The sequence below is a fragment of the Gelidibacter sp. genome (assembly GCF_035515035.1).
In the GTDB taxonomy this organism is placed as follows: domain Bacteria; phylum Bacteroidota; class Bacteroidia; order Flavobacteriales; family Flavobacteriaceae; genus Gelidibacter.
The window spans coordinates 1-18,695 of the sequence record NZ_DATJCA010000091.1 but is presented as its reverse complement, the minus strand read 5'-3'; the positions used below and the strand labels follow the sequence as shown (position 1 = coordinate 18,695).

The window sequence follows — 18,695 nt, the reverse complement described above, 5'->3', positions numbered from 1 at the left end:
TTCAATCTTTTAAATGGTACCATTTCTTTGCGTTCAGTCCCATAATGTGTTGTTGCTCAGTTTCTGAAAATTTCGAAATATAATCTTCAACAAGCGCAATTGTTTCGGCATAACTTCCCGCCAATAAACTCACTGGCCAATCGCTGCCAAAAAGTGTTCTTTTTGTTCCGAAGGCATTAAAAACCACATCAAGATAAGGTTGCATAGTAGCTTCATCCCAACTGCTCCAATCTGCTTCTGTAGTTAATCCTGATACTTTACAGGCCACATTTTCAAAACCTGCCAATCTTTCCATCTGGCTTTTCCATAGCTTTATTTTTCCGTCTTTGATATAGGGTTTAGCGCCATGGTCCAATATGAATTTTTGCTTTGGAAATGTTTTGACGAGTTCAATGGCTTCTTCCAATTGATGCGGGAAAATCAAGATGTCATAGGTCAGCTTGTATTTTTCCATGGCTGCAATGCCCCGTTGAAAATCCTTGCGCAGCATAAAGCCATCCGGTTCCGACTGAACGATATGCCGCAGGCCTTTTAGCTTTTTGTATTTTGAAAAATATTGTAACCGTGCCTCGATAGTGTCGCTACACAAATCCACCCAACCGACAACCCCTTTAATAAAAGGATGTTGATCTGCCAACTCCAATAAAAACTTGGTTTCCTTTTCTGAAGTATCCGCTTGTACCGCAATACAGCCATCCAATTGGTGCTGTTGCAATACTGGCTGCAAGTCTTCGGGCAAGAAATCGCGTTGGATTACCGACATTTCGTCGGTAATCCACGCATCTCTTTGCGGATCAAATATCCAAAAATGTTGATGTGTATCTACCCGCATTTATTTGTAGGCTACTGCTGTTTGTTCTTGTACTCCTAACCCTTCAATCCCTAAGCGCATGACGTCTCCTGGTTTTAAATATCGTGGGGGTTGAAACCCTAATCCTACACCAAATGGGGTTCCCGTTGAAATTACATCGCCAGGCAACAAGGTCATAAATTGGCTGATATAGGACACACAATGTTGGATATTGAAAATAAAATCGGAGGTTGATGAGTCTTGCAAACGCTCGCCATTGACCTCCAACCATAGATGTAGATTGTTCCCGTCTTTTATTTCATCCTTTGTAGCCATAAATGGTCCTAAAGGCGCAAAAGTATCACAACCTTTTCCTTTACACCACTGGCCTTCTCTCTCAATTTGAAAAGCACGTTCAGACACATCATTATGCAAGACATACCCTGCAATATAATCGTCTGCTTCTTCTATAGATATGTATGACGCTTTCTTACCAATAACAATGGCCAACTCCACTTCCCAATCGGTTTTTACACTGTTTTTTGGAATGATGACATTGTCATTAGGGCCTACAATAGCGGTTGTAGATTTGAAAAACAATACCGGTTCTGATGGTATTTTAGCATTTGTTTCTTCGGCATGTTTTGCATAGTTCAAACCAACACAGACCAATTTTGAAGGTCTTCCTATTGGAGATCCCAATCGCACATCATCATCAACGGTTGGACAATTGGCTTGGTTGGTTTTTAACCAATCTTCCAAACGCTTCAAACCATTGGTTTCAAAGAATTTTTCGTCAAAATCTTCACCAAAAGCGCTAACATCAATACGTTTATGTTCTAATTGAAGTCCTGGTTTTTCTTGGCCTTCCGACCCAAATCTTATGAGTTTCATTTTAAACTATTATTTAATTTTTTATAATTATTCTTTATTGAATTGTCGCTAAATTCAGACGCAAATTGGGTTTGATTCGCCCTTTGTTCGCCATTCCGAACGAAGCCTGTTTTTATCATCAGCCATTCAATTTTATAAATCCGCCATCTATAGGAAAATCAGTTCCCGTGATAAACGACGCTTCATCACTGCATAAATACAAGGCTAAATGGGCAATCTCTTCAGGTTTGCCCATGCGCCCGATGGGTTGCGTTTTTGAGAGGTTTTCAAACATTTCCGCTTGATTGTCGGGGTAATTCTTGGCTATAAATCCGTCCACGAACGGTGTGTGCACACGCGCTGGTGAAATGCAATTGCACCGGATCCCTTCTGCAACATAATCTTTTGCCACCGAATAGGTCATGGTCAACACTGCGCCTTTAGTCATGGAATAGGCAAATCGATCAGAAATTCCGACTGAAGAAGCAATGGACGCCATATTAACGATCACTCCTTTTTTCTGCTTTTTAAAATGTGGGATGGCCGCCTTCATACCGTTGTAAACACCTTTGATATTTACATTATACAAGCGGTCTAAGTCCTCAGAATTGGTGTTTTCAATATTTCCGACATGTGCAATTCCCGCATTGTTCACCAAAATATCGATGGCATTATTTTTAGCGATCTCGCTAAAAATACCGTCCATTTGTTCTTGATTGGACACATCACATTGGTAAAAACTTGCCGAACCCTTATCACTTTCAATTTCCGATACCGTTGTATTGCCGTTTTCAACATTGAAATCCAAAATACAAACCTGTGCACCTTGTTTTGCAAATGTTGCGGCAATGGCCTTTCCTATCCCGCTACCGCCACCGGTGATGATGGCCGTTTTTCCTTTTAAATTGAATACCATAATTATGCTTTTTGTAATTTTTTAGCCCAAACTTCTCCGTTTGGAAAACTATAGGTTTCTAATGATTCTGGTTTCATGGTGATGCTATATCCTGGAAGTTGTGGTGGCATATAAGCACCGTTTTTGATCACAACAGGATCAAAGAAATGCTCATGTAAATGGTCGACATACTCAATAATTCGGTCTTCCATGGTGGCGCTGACACAAATATAATCGATCATGGATAAATGCTGTACATATTCGCACAAGCCAACCCCGCCCGCATGTGGACATACAGGAACCTTATATTTTGCTGCCATCAATAAAATGGCCAAGATCTCATTGACCCCACCAACACGGCAGCTATCAATCTGACAAATTTGCAAGGCATCGGCCATAATCAATTGCTTGAACATGACCCGGTTTTGGCAATGTTCTCCGGTGGCCACTTTTATTGGTGCTACTGCTCTGGCAATTTTGGCGTGCCCTAAAATATCATCGGGACTGGTAGGCTCTTCAATCCAATATGGATTAAATTTCTTTAGCGAGGCCATGTTTTCTATCGCCTCATCCACATCCCATTTTTGGTTGGCATCCATCATCAATTGCAGATCGTCTCCTATTTCTTCACGAATAATCTGTGCCCGGCGCATATCATCCTGCAAATCAGAACCCACTTTTATCTTCATGTGTTTAAACCCTTCCGCTTTTGCTTCCTGGCATAATCGGCGCATTTTATCATCACTATAACCCAACCAACCTGCAGAGGTTGTATACGCAGGATAGCCGTTCTTCAACAGCACGTCAATGCGTTCTTGCTTGGTGGCCTCGTTATTTTTTAGAAGTTCCAAAGCTTCTTCTGGAGTGATAGCGTCAGTGATATAGGTAAAATCAACACATTTCACAAATTCTTCAGGCGACATATCGGAAATTAATTTCCAGAGTGGCTTGCCTTCAACTTTCGCATATAAATCCCAAACGGCATTTACGATGGCGCCAGTAGCCAAATGGATGACTCCTTTTTCTGGACCCAACCAACGCAATTGACTGTCGCCAGTAATCATCTTCCAGAAATCGCCCATATTCTCAGTAAAAGACTCCAAAGTCTTACCAATGACCAAATGGGAAAGCGATTCAATTGCCGCGACACACAATTCGTTACCCCGCCCAATGGTAAACGTTAAGCCGTGACCTTCAAATTCTAGGTGATCGGTTTTTAAAATGACATAGGCTGCCGAATAATCAGGATCCGTATTCATGGCATCCGAACCGTCCAATTCATCACTTGTAGGAAATCGGACATCTTTGGTTAAGACTTCGGTTATGGTAATTGGTTTTTTCATCTGTTAATATGTAATGTTATAGGTGATCGGCCATGATGTTGGTCGATTTGAATCTGTCTTGCGCAATCCATGAGAACGCCTTGATAATCTTCCAAAGCTATACTATGAATCCCATTAAATCCACTAATAATTTCACCGTTACTAATACTATTTTTGCATTAGATAAATTTAAATGGCTTCTTTTGTATATTTACTATGTTTCTTTAAATAGGCCGATGGTGACATATTCTTGATCATTTTAAACTGCCGGTTGAAGTTAGAAAGATTATTAAATCCTGATTCATAAGCAATTGCCGCCACATTTAATTCGTTTTCAATAAGCAGTTTACAGGCATAACCGATTCTAATTTCATTGACATACTTTGAAAATGTTTTCCGATGCACGCGTTTAAACGAACGGCTGAATGCCGATGGGTTCATATTCACAATTTCAGCCACCGTATTGAGATCAATCTCCTTGTTAAAGTTATTAAAAATAAACGCAATGACCTTGTTTGAAAGGTCTGATTCTTCCAATCTCAAAGAAGCCACATAGCCCGAACTTGCCAGGAGATTATAATCTTCGTGCAAGGCCAATTGGTGGAGAATGCCAATGAATTGATGGGTCTTATTGAAATCGGTTTCGTCGTTTAGCTTGACGATGGTCTGGAGTAATGCGTCCGGAACATTCCTGAATTGAATGCCCTGTTCTGCCTTTTTAAAAAGTGTGACAATAGGTTTTATTTCTGGTAATTGCAGGAATGTGTTTCCTAAAAAATCTTCCTTGAAATGAATGGCGACAGCCTCTGCTGACAAGCTTTTATTGTCCTGAAAATATTTTGGGTCATTCAACCACATGTGGGGCAAATTTTTACCAATAAGCACAACATCTTTGGGTTGGAACTTCTTAATACTATCTCCAATAAATCGCGTGCCCTTACTTTTAAGGACAATCACCAATTCCAATTCTGGATGGTAATGCCAAATTTTAAGAAAATTGGCATAGCTGTTTTTTCTAACGGAGATTGCTGAAGTGGTATGGCTCCGATCTAATAAATGTAATTTCATCGCTATGAAAATAACACTTTTGAATCAATTTATGGTGAAGTGTGCAAAAAAAGTATTGATTAGGGCGAATTAAATGAACTACTAATCATTAATGATAAAAGTTGATCATCTGGAAATCCTCTTAAAGTCTAATACCAAACCCCACTTTAACTCTTCAAAGTAAAAATAATTTATACCTTTAAAGTCTGTTTATTAAATATCAATTATGAAATCACTCATTTACAAAAGGCTGTTTCTTGCGGCGCTTTTCCTTTCCGTCAATTTCTCCATAAATGCCCAGGCTTTGAGCGGCACACAGATTGACAGTTTGGTTCAAAAAACAATGGCCACTTTTGATGTTCCCGGCATGGCTGTGGCAGTTTTAAAGGACGGCAAAATATATCACAAAAACACCTATGGCGTCAGTTCATTAAAAACAAATGCCAAAGTAAACGACAACACTCTTTTTGGCGTGGCTTCCAACACCAAAGCGTTTACCACAGCAGCAATGGGACAACTTGTTGACCAAGGAAAACTGACTTGGGACACGAAAGTCATCGACATCATCCCAGAATTTCAACTTTACGATGCTTACGTGACTCGTGAATTTACCTTACGCGATTTGGTCACCCATAGAAGTGGGTTAGGATTGGGAGCTGGCGATTTGATGGTGTTTCCTGCCTCAAACACAACCACCAAGGCTGAAATGATCCACAATCTGAGATATTTAAAACCGGTCTCATCCTTCCGAAGTAAATTTGATTATGACAACCTATTATATATTGTCGCAGGTGAAGCAGTGGCACGAGTTTCAGGACAATCTTTTGACGATTATATCACAGAGAACTTCTTTAAACCTTTAAAGATGGACCGCTCGCTGCTTTCTATTCCAGATATCAAAGCGGATGGTAACAGAATTGACGGCCACGCCCCAGTGAATGGCAAACTGGAGTTGACAGCCGATACATTCACCCAAATATCCACACCTGCAGCAGGAATTTTTGCATCAATCAATGATATGTCTACGTGGGTCCAGACATTATTGAACGATGGAAAGTATGGCGAAAAACTGCAAGACAGTCTTTTCAGCACCAAAACGCTTAATGAAATGTGGTCTCCACAAACCCTTATAAAAAGTGGGAAAGGCCCATACAATACCCATTTTTCAGCGTATGGATTGGGATGGTTTTTGAGCGATGTCAACGGGTATTTTCAAGTGACCCATACCGGGGGATTAATTGGGATTGTGAGTCAGGTAACCTTGCTTCCAGAAATGGATCTAGGTATTATTGTTCTAACCAATCAGCAGAGCGGTGCGGCGTTCAGCGCGATTACCAATTCGATTAAAGATGCTTATTTCGGTATAAAAGGTAAAAACCGAATTAAAGAATATAATGAGCGCCGATTGGCGGGCGAAAAAGAAGAAGACAGCATTGTTTCGGCCTTGGAAAGCAGCATTGCGGCGCAGTTAAAGAGCAAAACCCCAAAACCGAATCCTGCAAATTATATTGGAACATATAAAGACAATTGGTTTGGAAAGGTTGCCATAACCAACCAAAACGGGAATCTTCATTTTAAAGCTGAAAAATCGTCTGATTTAACTGGGACGATGACCTACTATAAAGGCACGACCTATGTGGTGCGATGGAATGATGCCTCGTTAAAGGCGGATGCCTTTGTCAATTTCAGTTTGGATACCGAAGGCAAAGCGCAAGGGTTTACCATGAGTCCTATTTCACCATTAACCGATTTTAGTTATGATTTTCAAGATTTGGATTTTAACAAGGAAAAATAACTAAGTCATAAGGTAAAGATAATCCCCTGTCCTCAATAGCTTTTTGCTCAACACGATTTTCTAACAAACAAAAATTGGTGAATAAGATTTTATAATCTCTTTCACCAATTGCTTTTTTAGTCGGTTTGTAATTTAGGATCAGTTATTACGAGCCTTGTATTTGTCCAATATTTCTAAAGTTTCATTGATTGGCAGGGCTTTCATCTGTCTTCCTTTTTGACCTATGATGTCTTCGGCCATAAACATGGAATTATAAATGGCCTCTTCAGTAGCCTCGAAGACTGCCAAAAACAAAGGCGACATAAAATCATTTAAAACTTCCGTACTGGTTTTTTCAATAGCCTCAGGGTCGTGTGGGATTCGTGAATCTTTATGCGTACTGAAGGCAATGCTATAATCGCCGCTTCCATTGGACGAGAAGGAGCCCACCGCACCAAAAGCCAAGAACGAACGTCTTGCCAAACGTTGTAAGTTTCTACTGGACAGCGGGGCATCTGTGGCAATAATAATCATACAGGAGCCATCTACTTGATAAGGTACATCATTGGCCATGTAATAGGTATTCAGTTCTTTGCCTACGGGAGCGCCGTTAATTCTTAGGATTCCGCCAAAGTTTGTCTGAACCAAAACACCCACAGTATAACCTCCTTTATTTTTGGGAAGTACACGGGAAGAAGTTCCAATTCCGCCTTTAAAACCAAGAGTATTTGTACCGGTACCAGCACCTACATTCCCTTCAAGGACTTCTTTGGTGGAAGCCGTTTTGATAGCCTCGAAAACATCAGCAACTTGCACATGGCGTCCTCTAATGTCATTTAACCAGCCATCATTGGTTTCTCCAACAATGGGATTGACCGATCTGATTTTGGAGTTTTCAGGAATGCTCAAGGTATAATCAACCAAAGCATTGGCTACCAAAAACGCATTTAGGGTATTCGTCAAGGCTATCGGCGATTCAATATTACCCAACTCCTCAATTTGTGTGGTGCCTATCGATTTCCCGAATCCATTGCCAACAAAAATACCGGCAGGGACTTTCTCTTTAAATAAATTACCTTGATGTGGCAGAATGACGGTAACTCCGGTTCGGATGGAATCGCCAATATTCAAGGTTTTCTGACCTACAGAAACACCAGCTACATCGGTGATGGCATTGTATTTACCAGGCGTTAGGATTCCAGGCTTAATACCCAGTTCACGTGCTCTCTGGCGTTCCTGCGCGCTATTTTGAAAGGGTAAACTCAGCAAAAGCGCTACTATCAAAATTGATTTTGTCATTTGTTTTTATAAGGATTTTAGTTTCTTTGGATCCATACTTTCAATGAGTTTTCTTGCCAATACATTGGTGGGATTGATGGCCACCATTCCTTTAACTTCTGCGGTAGTAATGACCAGGGGAATTTCAGTGCATCCTAAGATTACGGCTTCGGCACCGTTTTCTTTAAGATAGTTGATGGCATGTTCCAGATTTTTTTTAGCTGTGAAATGAAAAGGATTCGATTGCGACTTGATCCCGTATTCTGGGTGATAAATTGCTGGATGCACCAGTTCTTCCTGCATCTCTAAAGTTGGCTTAACCGTTATAAACCCATGACTTTCCAATGCGTTCGAATAAATTTTCTGTTTATAGGTCCCTGTGGTTGAAAGCACACCAATTTTAGAAAACTGTGGGTAATGGACTTTAATGAAATCGATCGTTTCATTAATCATATGAAGTAACTTTATCTGACTTCCGTTGGCACTCAATTCCTTTAAGATCAAAGCGAATATGTCAGAAGAATGTGCGGTATTACAAGGTATCCCCACCACCGTAGCCCCCGATTTCTCCAAGTCTAAAATTATTTTAGCGATGGCATTTCCAGGATTTTCAGTGATGTTGCCTATGAGATATTCTGTCCGGTCCATAATTTTGGACGGTAAAGAAAACAGCAAGGTATCAAGATGATCCTGATCCTTTTTTGCCAAGGTGTTATCATAAATATTTTTCAAGAGGTCAATTCCGGCATAAGGCCCTACGCCTCCAACAATTCCAATCATAATTTTTATTTTTTGTTTACAAAGCGGTACGTTCCTTCAGCATTCAACAATTGAACTAAGATAATGAGATTTTCAAGATTATCATGGGCGGAGTCTCTTTTCCATGCCTTTTATAAAAAAAGAACGGATTCTTTATCCCTTTGACGGCGTTGTATTACGGCACGAAATAAAAAGACACATCATTACATAAATCACATTTTCAATGTAATATTATAAATGATGTGTCAGCTAACTCAACTTTTATGACGTCTAACACTTTAAATATGCATTTCGATTTTTTTAGTGAAATGCACCCTATTGTTTTGGTTAGATGTAATTATCATCAGATTCATATTTACTCCAATCCCATAGCCCAATCATCCCCTCTAGGATCTGCGGCACCTTCCATCGAACCATCAGGTCTGATCAGGATGGCATCTACCCTTCCAATAGAACTGCGTTCTTTTATTACGTGTCCCATTGCCTCCAATTCAGACTGTACGGCAGGATCAAATGCTCCTTTTTCAATAGAGATCCAATCTGGGTACCACTGGTGGTGAAATCGTTTTTCTGAGACCGCTTCACTCATGGTCATGCCGTGATCAATAACATTGAGTATGGATTGGAACACTGAGGTCATGATCGTGGAGCCTCCTGGAGTACCCACCACCATGTACAATTGCCCATTCTTTTCAATGATGGTAGGCGTCATAGCGCTTAGCATCCGTTTTTCTGGCTGAATTGAATTGGCCGCACCACCTAACAACCCATAAACGTTGGGTACTCCCGGTTTGGCACTGAAATCGTCCATTTCATTATTCATTAAAAATCCAGCACCTTCTACAAACACTTTGGATCCGTAAGCAGAGTTGATTGTGGTGGTCAATGAGATGGCATTACCCATTTTATCCACGATGGAATAATGGGTGGTTTCTTCACTTTCTACTGGGTTGGCAAGCGCCATAGCCTTCACATCATCGCTATTTGTGGCTTTTGAAATGTCTATTTGCGCAGCTCTACTAGCTAAATAATCATTATCTAATAATTCCTTTACAGGAACATCCCAAAAATCAGAATCACCCAAATGGGTCGCTCTATCGGCGTACACGCGTCTTTCCATTTCTGCCATGAGGTGAATGGTTTTTGCCGTTTTTGATCCGAATTCAGAAATTGGGAAATACTCCGATAACTTCAGAAGTTGCACCAAGGCTATCCCTCCACTACTTGAAGGTGCCATACTGTAAACTTTATAACCTCTAAAATCTCCGGTGATAGGATTTCGCCATGCCGAATTGTAGTTTTTAAGATCTTCCAAAGAAATGATCCCGTTGCCTGCTTGCATTTCAGCCACTAAAAGTTCGGCAGTTTTGCCTTCATAAAATCCGGCCCTGCCGTTTTGTTTGATTCGGGTTAAGGTTTCTGCCAGATCCTTCTGAACCAATAAATCGCCCTCTTCCCATTTCTCTTCCTTAATTAAAGTGACTTTATCTGGGTTTCGGTTGTTTTTCACAAATGCATCTTTGAAATAATTGTAATTTCTAGCCTGTTGCGCGGAAATATGAAATCCATTTTTTGCCAACTGAATAGAAGGTTCGATTAAAGTATGAAGTGGTAACGAACCAAATTTTTCATGGGCTTTTATCATACCGTCCACAGACCCTGGAACACCAGATGCTTTTGGACCATACAGACTCTCACCTTCTATAACATCTCCATTCTCATCTAAATACATTTCTTCGAAAGCAGTACCAGGAGCCTTTTCCCTAAAATCCAATGAAAAAACCTCACCATCATGTTGTCTGTACATCATAAAACCACCGCCACCAAGATTACCAGCAGAAGGATAAACGACGGCCAATGCAAAATGGACACCTACCATGGCATCGACGGCATTACCGCCCTGTTTCAAAATTTCCATCCCCACTTTGGTAGCCTCAGGATGCGCAGAAACCACCATCCCGTTTTTAGCGAGGGCAGTTTTTCCCGAAAGTGATGCCATTCCTGCATCGGTCTTTCTGCCGCCGCAGGTTAAAAAGAGTACTGAGATAACTGTTAAACTCAATAATTTTAAACTATGCTTCATTTTTTTAAATTTTAATTTTTAGACGGACACCAACTCCGTTTATTTTTAAATATTTTATTTTATTCTTACGGAATCTTCCAAATATTCTGTTTTTGAATTGGAACGGTTAAAGGCCTCAATCAACTTATATGTTTCAGGAATGGAGGTTTTGAATCGATCCAAGGTCTCTTCTGAAATATTACTTTTACTGAAAGGTACCATTTTAACATATTCCTGGATTTCGTTTTCGGTTCTTCCGTATTTATAATCGTATGGGAAACGGCCGTTATCATCGATCTTAACGTTCGGATTTTCAGAATTGGGTACACTGATATAAAATTCGCTAGTGTTCATATCCCCGGAAGGGTTAAAGAGATTTTTCTCTTTCATATACACATATAATTCCTCGGCCACATTGACGGCAGGATCTACAATAGCAATATCCTTTACCATAAAGTCGCGATAAATGTATTTGCCATCTTTCTTATAATTATAAAGCTCATCCAAAACCTCTTTGATTTCCGAGGTTAAATAGGGATAATGCGTACATCCCAAAACAATGGCTTTTAAAGGTTGTGGATTTTCGGCCGTTCTGATTTTTTCCAACAAACTGACCACATGATAGCGCACATAGTTTTCAGAATCGTTGATTTGAAGAATTTGGCAATCATCGGTATCTTGATTATCACAAAGCATTTTGCCATGATCAAAATCGAAATTATAAATATCCATTAACGTCTTGTCAATGGAAAAATTAGGATCATTTAGGGAAGGCCCTCTATAATCTTCACGAGGTTTTTTAGATTCCTTATTTACAAAGTCGGGCTCTTCATCAACAGCTTCCGCAATTCCGTGGCCGCCTTGATTAAAGATTTGAATGTTTCCGGTATATCCCAATTCATCCTTAACTCTTAAAAGGGTGTTTTCATAGCCTTTAGATAGTATGGTCCCCACGGTAGCCATGACGGCAATAGAGCCGTTTTCATCCTTTTCAAAAGTAGACAAAGTACCACGAGCCCCGGCGTCAATCACGCCAATCACCTTTAATTCTATTCCGGTTTTATCTATAAATGCTTTTATAAACTCGCTGCCATAAGCCGTGGCCGTATTACAGGCAATCACAATCGATTTTACAGGTTGTTTATCCTGCTGATATTGGGCATCTCCTGCATTTCTATAATACTTATTGGAAAGTAAGAATTGCATGTCCTTAAGAATGTGTTCGATGAGTAAATCCGTTTTGTCTTCACTAGAATAATTACCATAAGGCATATTGGCCTGATCTGCCAAGTAGATGAATTTCTCTGAAATAAAATCAGGTACGGCATCACCACCTTTTTCTTTATTGTTATTATTGTGAGCGTCAAAGTTGATTAAGGCATCCAAGACGGTCAGACCACCTGTTCCAGAATCGAACACCCCAATAGGCAAGCTTTTGTCCATCTGTGGATAATTCTCGAAATTGACGTAGTAAAACGAATCCTTATCCTCTAGGATGGTTTTTTCAATGGCGCGATCCGACTGGGCAATGGTTTTATTTTCTACGACGTCCTTTTTTCCTGAATCTTTACAGGACAAAACGAATAGGACCAAAAAAGCCCACACATACTGATTCTTAAAATGTTTCATTTAGTTTCAATTTATTAGGTAATGGTTACTCCAACCTGACAGGTCATTATGATTTCCTACCAGCAATGCTTTTGGTCAGTCTAAATTATTTCTATTTATTTAACTCTCTAATAAAAACAAGGCTATAAAATTAACAAGTGTTTCTATATATACCTATTGTAGCACACAAATATTTAGTTATTTAACTGTTTAACCGAGAATTTATCCTAGTGAAAATAACTAATTCCACTCTTCCCAAACACAAGTTCTTTAAGGATAAATTGTTTGTTTCTTTACCTCCTTTGGTTAGGGATACCTTCTGGAGTGAGCTTTCAATACGTTTGTCTCTTATAAAAAAACCTGTAAATCACATCATTCACAGGTTCCAATCATTATATCAAAAAGGACTACCTAGTGTTTTATCTGGCTAAGTCTGTGATAGCTTTCAATATAATCAAGGAATGCTGAAAGCTTCTTTCGCATTTTTAAACCAAATACCCTACACTTACTTTCAACGGTAATTTCAGAAGCAAACGTGTTCTCTTCTTTGGCTTTTTTTTCGATTTTCACATGTCCGTTGGGAAAATAAATCGTTAAGTAGGATCCGTTTTCTTGTTGAAAAAAGTAAAATTCCTTTCGTAACCAATTGATGAATTGATCGTACCTATTAGAACATGGAAAGTCCATCTCCAAATACCAATGGTGCTGGTTTATCTCCTTTATTTCTGTCTTATTCGCCATCTTCAATATCCTTTTTTACATCTAAAAAACCATAACTGTTACAGCTTTTCACCTAAGTGTCACTACTTCGATTATCTAAACAACATTCACACGCATATTGTCATTTATATTAATTTTTGAAAATAAAGAGGTGATCATCTTCTTTCCAAAATGCTTATAATCTTGAGCCTTTAATGTTAAATCTTCAACTCTTTTTATAATTGTTGGAAAAAATTGGTCTTTAGTGTTTTGTTGGAGTTCCTCCAATGCGGTTGACGTTCCAATGACAATAACCCCATCAATACCGCCATTCCTTAAACTTTTAAGGCATTCAAGTTCACCATTTTCAAAATTCAAATACTGTTGTACCACCACTCGGTAGCCTTGTTTATAGGCTTCCATTTGAATAGTGTTCAACATACTCCCGTATATCATGGAGTCAATTTGCGGCACGATAACCGCAATGGTATTGCTTTTTTGTGATCGTAAAGCAATGGCCGAATTGTTAGGCACAAAGTCATAACTCTCTGCCAACTCTTTAATAATCTGTCTTGTTTTGACACTAATGTCCTTTTTGTCACGCAATGCCTTAGATACTGTGGACACAGAATAGCCACTCATTTGCGACAAAGTTTTCATGGTTACTTCCATCATATTTCTTTTCTTAAAATTAACCCATGCCTTCTTTTAGAAAGCATCCATCACAGCATGGGTGTGACGGATGCAATCTCCTATTAAATTTCATCAGACTAGAAATGCCATCTTACGAAAGCTTCCATTGCTGCATAGTGCGCTAAGCCCAATTGATCATACAATCCTGCGGTTTCCTTATTTCTATCTTCTGCACGTTGCCAAAATTCCCTTGCATCTGAACCTTGAAATACCACCCCATCTTTTTGTGATTGGTGTTTAAAAATACCGTGCCTTTTTTCCAAAACTTGATCGGGACTCATCGGCACGGCCATCTCAATTTCGTCGATTCCCCATTCTTGCCATGCACCTCTGTAAAGCCACACCCAACAATCGTCCATAAATGGTTTTTCTTTTAATCTTCTAACGGCCTTAAATACGGCATCCAAACAAACTTTATGGGTTCCGTGAGGATCTGCTAAATCTCCCGCAGCATAAATTTGATGTGGTTTGATACTCTCAATAATATCCACGGTCATTTGGATATCTTCTTCGCCCAACGGGTGTTTATCAATAGTTCCGGTTTCATAAAACGGCATTTCCATAAAATGGATTCGATCATCGGTCAAACCAACAAAATGACTGGTGGCCCTTGCTTCTCCTTTTCTAATCAATCCTTTGATATAACGTGCCTCCGGAATATCAATCTCACTTGGTTTTTTGTCCGTAAGCGATTTTACCACCTTTTTATAGATCTTTTCTGTGGCTTCACTTTTAATATCAAATTTGGCGTTGAAATCAATTACGAAATTCGCAAAGCGTAAAGCCTCTTCATCGGCAACAGCTATATTTCCTGAAGTTTGATAGGCTACGTGTACTTCGTGCCCTTGCTCATGGAGCCTTCTAAATGTTCCACCCATACTGATAATATCATCATCAGGATGCGGGCTGAAAATCAAAACACGCTTTTTACCTGGTTCAGCGCGCTCCGGTCTGTGGGAATCGTCAGCATTTGGCTTACCTCCCGGCCATCCGGTAATGGTATGTTGTAATTTGTTGAAAATCTTAATATTGATGTCATAAGCTTGGCCGAATTCTGCCAGAAGATCACTCATCCCATTCTCAATATAATCAGCATCGGTGAGCATTAAGATAGGTTTCTTGAGATGCATTGCCAAACCTAAAACGGCTTTTCTGATGAGACGATCTGTCCAATTTACTTTTTCAACCAACCATGGTGCATTTATACGGGTCAGTTTTGATGCGGCTTCTTTATCAAGTACGAAGGTGACATTATTATGCTCTTGCAAAAAGGATGCAGGCACTTGGTTGGTGACTTGTCCTTCTGTTGATGTTTTAATAATTGCCGCTTTACTTTCGCCCCAAGCCAAAAGGATGACGCGTTTGGCCTCCATAATTTTTTTGACTCCCAGCGTGATGGCTGTTCTAGGCGTGTTGGATAGACCTGCAAAGTCTTTACTTGCAGCAACCCTTGTGATATGATCTAAAGCCACTAACCTTGTTTTGGAGTTCTGTAAAGATCCAGACTCGTTAAATCCAATATGTCCGTTACCACCAATACCTAAAATTTGTAGGTCTATGCCTCCAAGTGCCTCAATTTTCTTTTCGTAAGCGCTGCAGTAACTGGCAATTTTATCTTTAGGAAGTGTCCCGTCTGGGATATAGCAATTTTCAGGAAGAATGTCTATGTGATCAAACAACATCTTCTTCATAAAGCGCACATAACTATTCACTGCGTCTGGTTCCATTGGATAGTATTCATCCAGGTTAAAGGTCACGACGTTTTTAAAACTCAAGCCTTTTTCTTTATGCAGTCGCACTAATTCAGCATACAAACCTTTTGGTGAGGACCCCGTTGCCAACCCTAAAATACAGGGTTGCTTTTGAGATTGCTTTACCTTAATAAGATCTGCTATTTCCTTTGCAACAGCTTTAGAGGCTACTTGAGAATCCTCAAACATAACCGTATTGATATTTTCGAATCTTTTTTCGAAATCTGTTGCCTTATCGATTGTGCTTTTTAACATGTCCTAACTTATTTAATTATTAATGACTTCAATTTTATTTTCTAATATTCGATCCATGACCCAAGCGGTATGGGACGCGGTTTCTCCTGATGAGGGATGTACTGATGTTCCTGCTAAATGCGCCTTTATATTCTGGACGTGATCCCATTGAACGTGTTCTGGATTTGGAATATGTAATCGTTCGGTTTTTTCATCACGTTCTAAAATTATCGGGACCTCTCCAAACACGGAAAAGGTGATATTCCCTTCATTTCCGTATATCTTAACCACATCCTCTCGTTTGTCTGCTCCAAAATCCCAACTTCCAAATCCGGTAACTCCCGAATCATGGACCCATTGCCCTTTAATTAGATCCTTGGCAGTATAAAGTCCCTGCCTATTTTCAGCCGTTCCTTTAGCAGATTTAATGTTTCCCAACAGATGTACAAACAAATCCAATCCATGCGATGCCAGGTCGTCAAAATAACCACCGGGTGCAATGGTCGCATCGGTACGCCAGTTATATGATTTAGACTTATCAATCTCATTGGCTGGTTTGGTAAAATGCCAATGGATGTGTCTAATTGTTCCAATTCTATTCTGAGCAATCCATTCCTTCACCTGTAAAAACCGAGGCAATGACCTTCGGTAATAAGATACAAACAATGGTAATTTTCTATCTACAAAGGCTGCGTTGATTCTTACGCAGGCTTCATAATTTGGTGCCATAGGTTTTTCAATACAGCATATCTTTCCTGCTTCAGCTACTTTTAACGCATAGTATTCGTGCGAATCTGGTGGCGTAGCAATATAGATGGCATCAATTTCCGGGTGATTGATAAGTGCATCTGCATCATCAAAAAAGTGGGGTACCTTATGTCTTTGCGCATAATCTTTTGCTTTAGTTAGATCTCTCCGCATCACTGCAAAAAGCTCAAAACCCTCTGTTTTGTAATAAGCAGGCCCACTCTTCAGTTCAGTCACGCTTCCGCAACCAATCATTCCCCATTTATATGTATTATTTGCCTTCATTTCAAAACCTCAACTGTCTATCTCCTATTATAATTTATTTTTTCCAACTTTTGATTTTGTGTCCCCAGACTGCAAAAAACAAAACAATAAGATAACACGGAATCAAGATCCAGTAACTGCTGGTTGATGCCGCTGATAACTCTGCAACGTCTGTAACACCATTTGCCATCATCTCATGTTTTCCGGAATCAACCAATCGACCATATAATGGCGGGATGATTGCACCACCGGAAATTGCCATAATCAGTAATGCCGAAGCTGTTTTGGTATGTTTTCCTAACCCATCTAAGGTCAACGGCCAAATAGCAGGCCAAACCAAGGCGTTTGCAATACCTAATGCTGCAACAAATAAAACCGAGGTAAAACCTGAGGTAGACAAAATACAGAGACTGAAAACAATCCCTAAAACGGCACTGATAATCAAGGCCGTTTTTTGTTTGATGTATTTCGGAATTAAAAACACTCCTAAAGCATAGGTTCCTACCATAGCCATCAAGGTGTAAGTCGTAAACCATTTGGCATCGTCCGCCGAAATTCCCAGTGAAATCCCATAGGCGATAATCGTATCCCCAGCAATCACTTCTGCACCAACATAAACAAATAGGGCTAGGACGCCCAACCATAAATGTGGATATTGAAAGATAGTTTTACTGGTCTTTACGCCTCCTACTACAACTTCTTCCTCTGCTGCTTCAACGTGTGGTAAATTTGCTTTTCTGATAAAAAATGCAAAGACAAATAAGATAACGGCCATCACTATATATGGTGTGTGCACACTATCGGCCATGGCATCAAGTAATACGTTTTTCTCGTCGTCAGAAACAGTTCCTAATTTTTCATTTACCTCATCAATACCTGATAATAATAAGGCACCAAAAATAACAGATCCAAGAGCGCCCGCCACCTTGTTGGCAATACCCATCATTGCCATACGTTTGGCACCGCTTTCTATTGGTCCCAAAATAGTGATGTATGGGTTAGCGGCAGTTTGACAGATGGTCATCCCGATACCTTGAATAAAAATAGCCAATAAAAACACCCAATAGGTCCGCGCATCAGCTGCTGGAATAAACACTAAAGCACCAACGGCCATAATTGCCAATCCCAAGGATATCCCGTTGCGATATCCAATTTTATTAATGACATAGGATGCCGGCAAGGCCATCACCACAAATGAGATATACGATGCGGTTGCCACCAAATAGGATTGCGCTTCGGTTAACTCGTTAAGCGTTCTCATAAAAGGAATGAGCGCGCCATTAATCCAGGTTACAAATCCGAAAATAGCGAAGAGTCCTCCAATTATAAGAATTGGGACGAGGTTGTTTTTTTGTGTAGTATTCATAAAGACAAGTTATCGGTTAGCGACTTATTAGTTATTGGTTAATTTGTTGTTATCACATGAACTGATTGATTTTATAATCTCATTGATTGTGCCTGGATATTAAACTCCCAACTTTTCAGAGAGACTCTGCAATAATTTAAATTGATTTTTTGCACGATCTAAATTATGATCGGCATATTTTGTTTTAAAATAGATATCCCCATTCAGATAATCGGTCAAAAATCGCAATCCGATAATAAAAATCATCGTTTTAGCGCCTAACGGCAAATATTTTAATTCAATTGGCGTCAGGTATTTCTCCATTTTCTTTAAAAAGCCTTTGGTATAGGCATTATAATAATCGACATTAAATTCAACAAGATCCAAATTGGCTTCATCTTCTGCCGCGGTATTGCAAATGGTACGGATGGCATCACCAAAATCATAGTGTACAATTCCTGGCATTACGGTATCTAAATCTATTAAACAAAGGCCCTTATCGCGCTTGTTGAACAACACATTGGAGATCTTGGTATCATTATGTGTAACGCGCA

At 39.7% G+C, this 18,695-nt stretch carries 16 protein-coding genes; 1 reads left to right on the top strand and 15 read right to left on the bottom strand.

Features of this window, described 5'->3' with window-relative positions; genetic code table 11:
* Position 1 precedes the first annotated feature (1 nt).
* From VLZ86_RS07010 to VLZ86_RS06990, 5 genes are all read right to left on the bottom strand, one after another.
* Entirely contained in the window at positions 2 to 832 is an 831-nt protein-coding gene (locus tag VLZ86_RS07010; RefSeq protein WP_325449921.1) for an amidohydrolase family protein, read from the bottom strand.
* Complete coding sequence (locus tag VLZ86_RS07005; RefSeq protein ID WP_325449920.1) at positions 833 to 1,684, bottom strand: fumarylacetoacetate hydrolase family protein; 852 nt, start codon at positions 1,682 to 1,684, stop codon at positions 833 to 835.
* 118 nt (positions 1,685 to 1,802) lie between these two features.
* Entirely contained in the window at positions 1,803 to 2,579 is a 777-nt protein-coding gene (locus VLZ86_RS07000; RefSeq protein ID WP_325449919.1) for an SDR family oxidoreductase, read from the bottom strand.
* Positions 2,580 to 2,581: 2 nt separating this feature from the next.
* Positions 2,582 to 3,901 (bottom strand): L-fuconate dehydratase, encoded by a 1,320-nt coding sequence (locus VLZ86_RS06995; protein WP_325449918.1) that lies wholly within the window; start codon positions 3,899 to 3,901, stop codon positions 2,582 to 2,584.
* Positions 3,902 to 4,069: 168 nt separating this feature from the next.
* Positions 4,070 to 4,948 (bottom strand): AraC family transcriptional regulator, encoded by an 879-nt coding sequence (locus VLZ86_RS06990; RefSeq protein ID WP_325449917.1) that lies wholly within the window; start codon positions 4,946 to 4,948, stop codon positions 4,070 to 4,072.
* A gap of 205 nt (positions 4,949 to 5,153) precedes the next feature.
* On the opposite strand from VLZ86_RS06990, the gene VLZ86_RS06985 reads away from it, so the two are divergent.
* Complete coding sequence (locus VLZ86_RS06985) at positions 5,154 to 6,722, top strand: serine hydrolase (protein WP_325449916.1); 1,569 nt, start codon at positions 5,154 to 5,156, stop codon at positions 6,720 to 6,722.
* Positions 6,723 to 6,860: 138 nt separating this feature from the next.
* Here the strand turns inward: VLZ86_RS06985 and VLZ86_RS06980 are convergent, their stop codons facing one another.
* The 10 genes from VLZ86_RS06980 to VLZ86_RS06935 form a co-directional block, all read right to left on the bottom strand.
* Complete coding sequence (locus VLZ86_RS06980) at positions 6,861 to 8,000, bottom strand: P1 family peptidase (RefSeq protein WP_325449915.1); 1,140 nt, start codon at positions 7,998 to 8,000, stop codon at positions 6,861 to 6,863.
* A 6-nt stretch (positions 8,001 to 8,006) separates the two neighbouring features.
* Positions 8,007 to 8,759, bottom strand: coding sequence for an aspartate/glutamate racemase family protein (locus tag VLZ86_RS06975; RefSeq protein ID WP_325449914.1), 753 nt, complete (start codon positions 8,757 to 8,759; stop codon positions 8,007 to 8,009).
* Between the two features lie 334 nt (positions 8,760 to 9,093).
* Positions 9,094 to 10,821: a gamma-glutamyltransferase gene (ggt, locus tag VLZ86_RS06970; protein WP_325449913.1), complete on the bottom strand. Its 1,728-nt coding sequence runs from the start codon at positions 10,819 to 10,821 to the stop codon at positions 9,094 to 9,096.
* Between the two features lie 54 nt (positions 10,822 to 10,875).
* A complete protein-coding gene (locus tag VLZ86_RS06965; RefSeq protein ID WP_325449912.1) occupies positions 10,876 to 12,429 on the bottom strand; it encodes a hypothetical protein in 1,554 nt (517 codons plus the stop codon).
* A gap of 390 nt (positions 12,430 to 12,819) precedes the next feature.
* On the bottom strand, positions 12,820 to 13,149 hold the full coding sequence (locus VLZ86_RS06960; protein WP_325449911.1) for a hypothetical protein: 330 nt from the start codon (positions 13,147 to 13,149) through the stop codon (positions 12,820 to 12,822).
* Between the two features lie 75 nt (positions 13,150 to 13,224).
* Positions 13,225 to 13,782, bottom strand: coding sequence for a LacI family DNA-binding transcriptional regulator (locus VLZ86_RS06955; RefSeq protein ID WP_325449910.1), 558 nt, complete (start codon positions 13,780 to 13,782; stop codon positions 13,225 to 13,227).
* Between the two features lie 95 nt (positions 13,783 to 13,877).
* The gene (gene nagB / locus VLZ86_RS06950) at positions 13,878 to 15,806 is read right to left on the bottom strand and encodes a glucosamine-6-phosphate deaminase (protein ID WP_325449909.1); all 1,929 of its coding nucleotides are present in this window, start codon (positions 15,804 to 15,806) and stop codon (positions 13,878 to 13,880) included.
* Between the two features lie 12 nt (positions 15,807 to 15,818).
* Positions 15,819 to 16,817, bottom strand: a complete 999-nt coding sequence (locus tag VLZ86_RS06945; protein WP_325449908.1) for a Gfo/Idh/MocA family oxidoreductase — start codon at positions 16,815 to 16,817, stop codon at positions 15,819 to 15,821.
* A gap of 34 nt (positions 16,818 to 16,851) precedes the next feature.
* The gene (locus VLZ86_RS06940; protein WP_325449907.1) at positions 16,852 to 18,162 is read right to left on the bottom strand and encodes a sugar MFS transporter; all 1,311 of its coding nucleotides are present in this window, start codon (positions 18,160 to 18,162) and stop codon (positions 16,852 to 16,854) included.
* Between the two features lie 99 nt (positions 18,163 to 18,261).
* A partial coding sequence (locus tag VLZ86_RS06935; protein ID WP_325449906.1) for a phosphotransferase occupies positions 18,262 to 18,695 on the bottom strand: 434 nt, incomplete at its 5' end.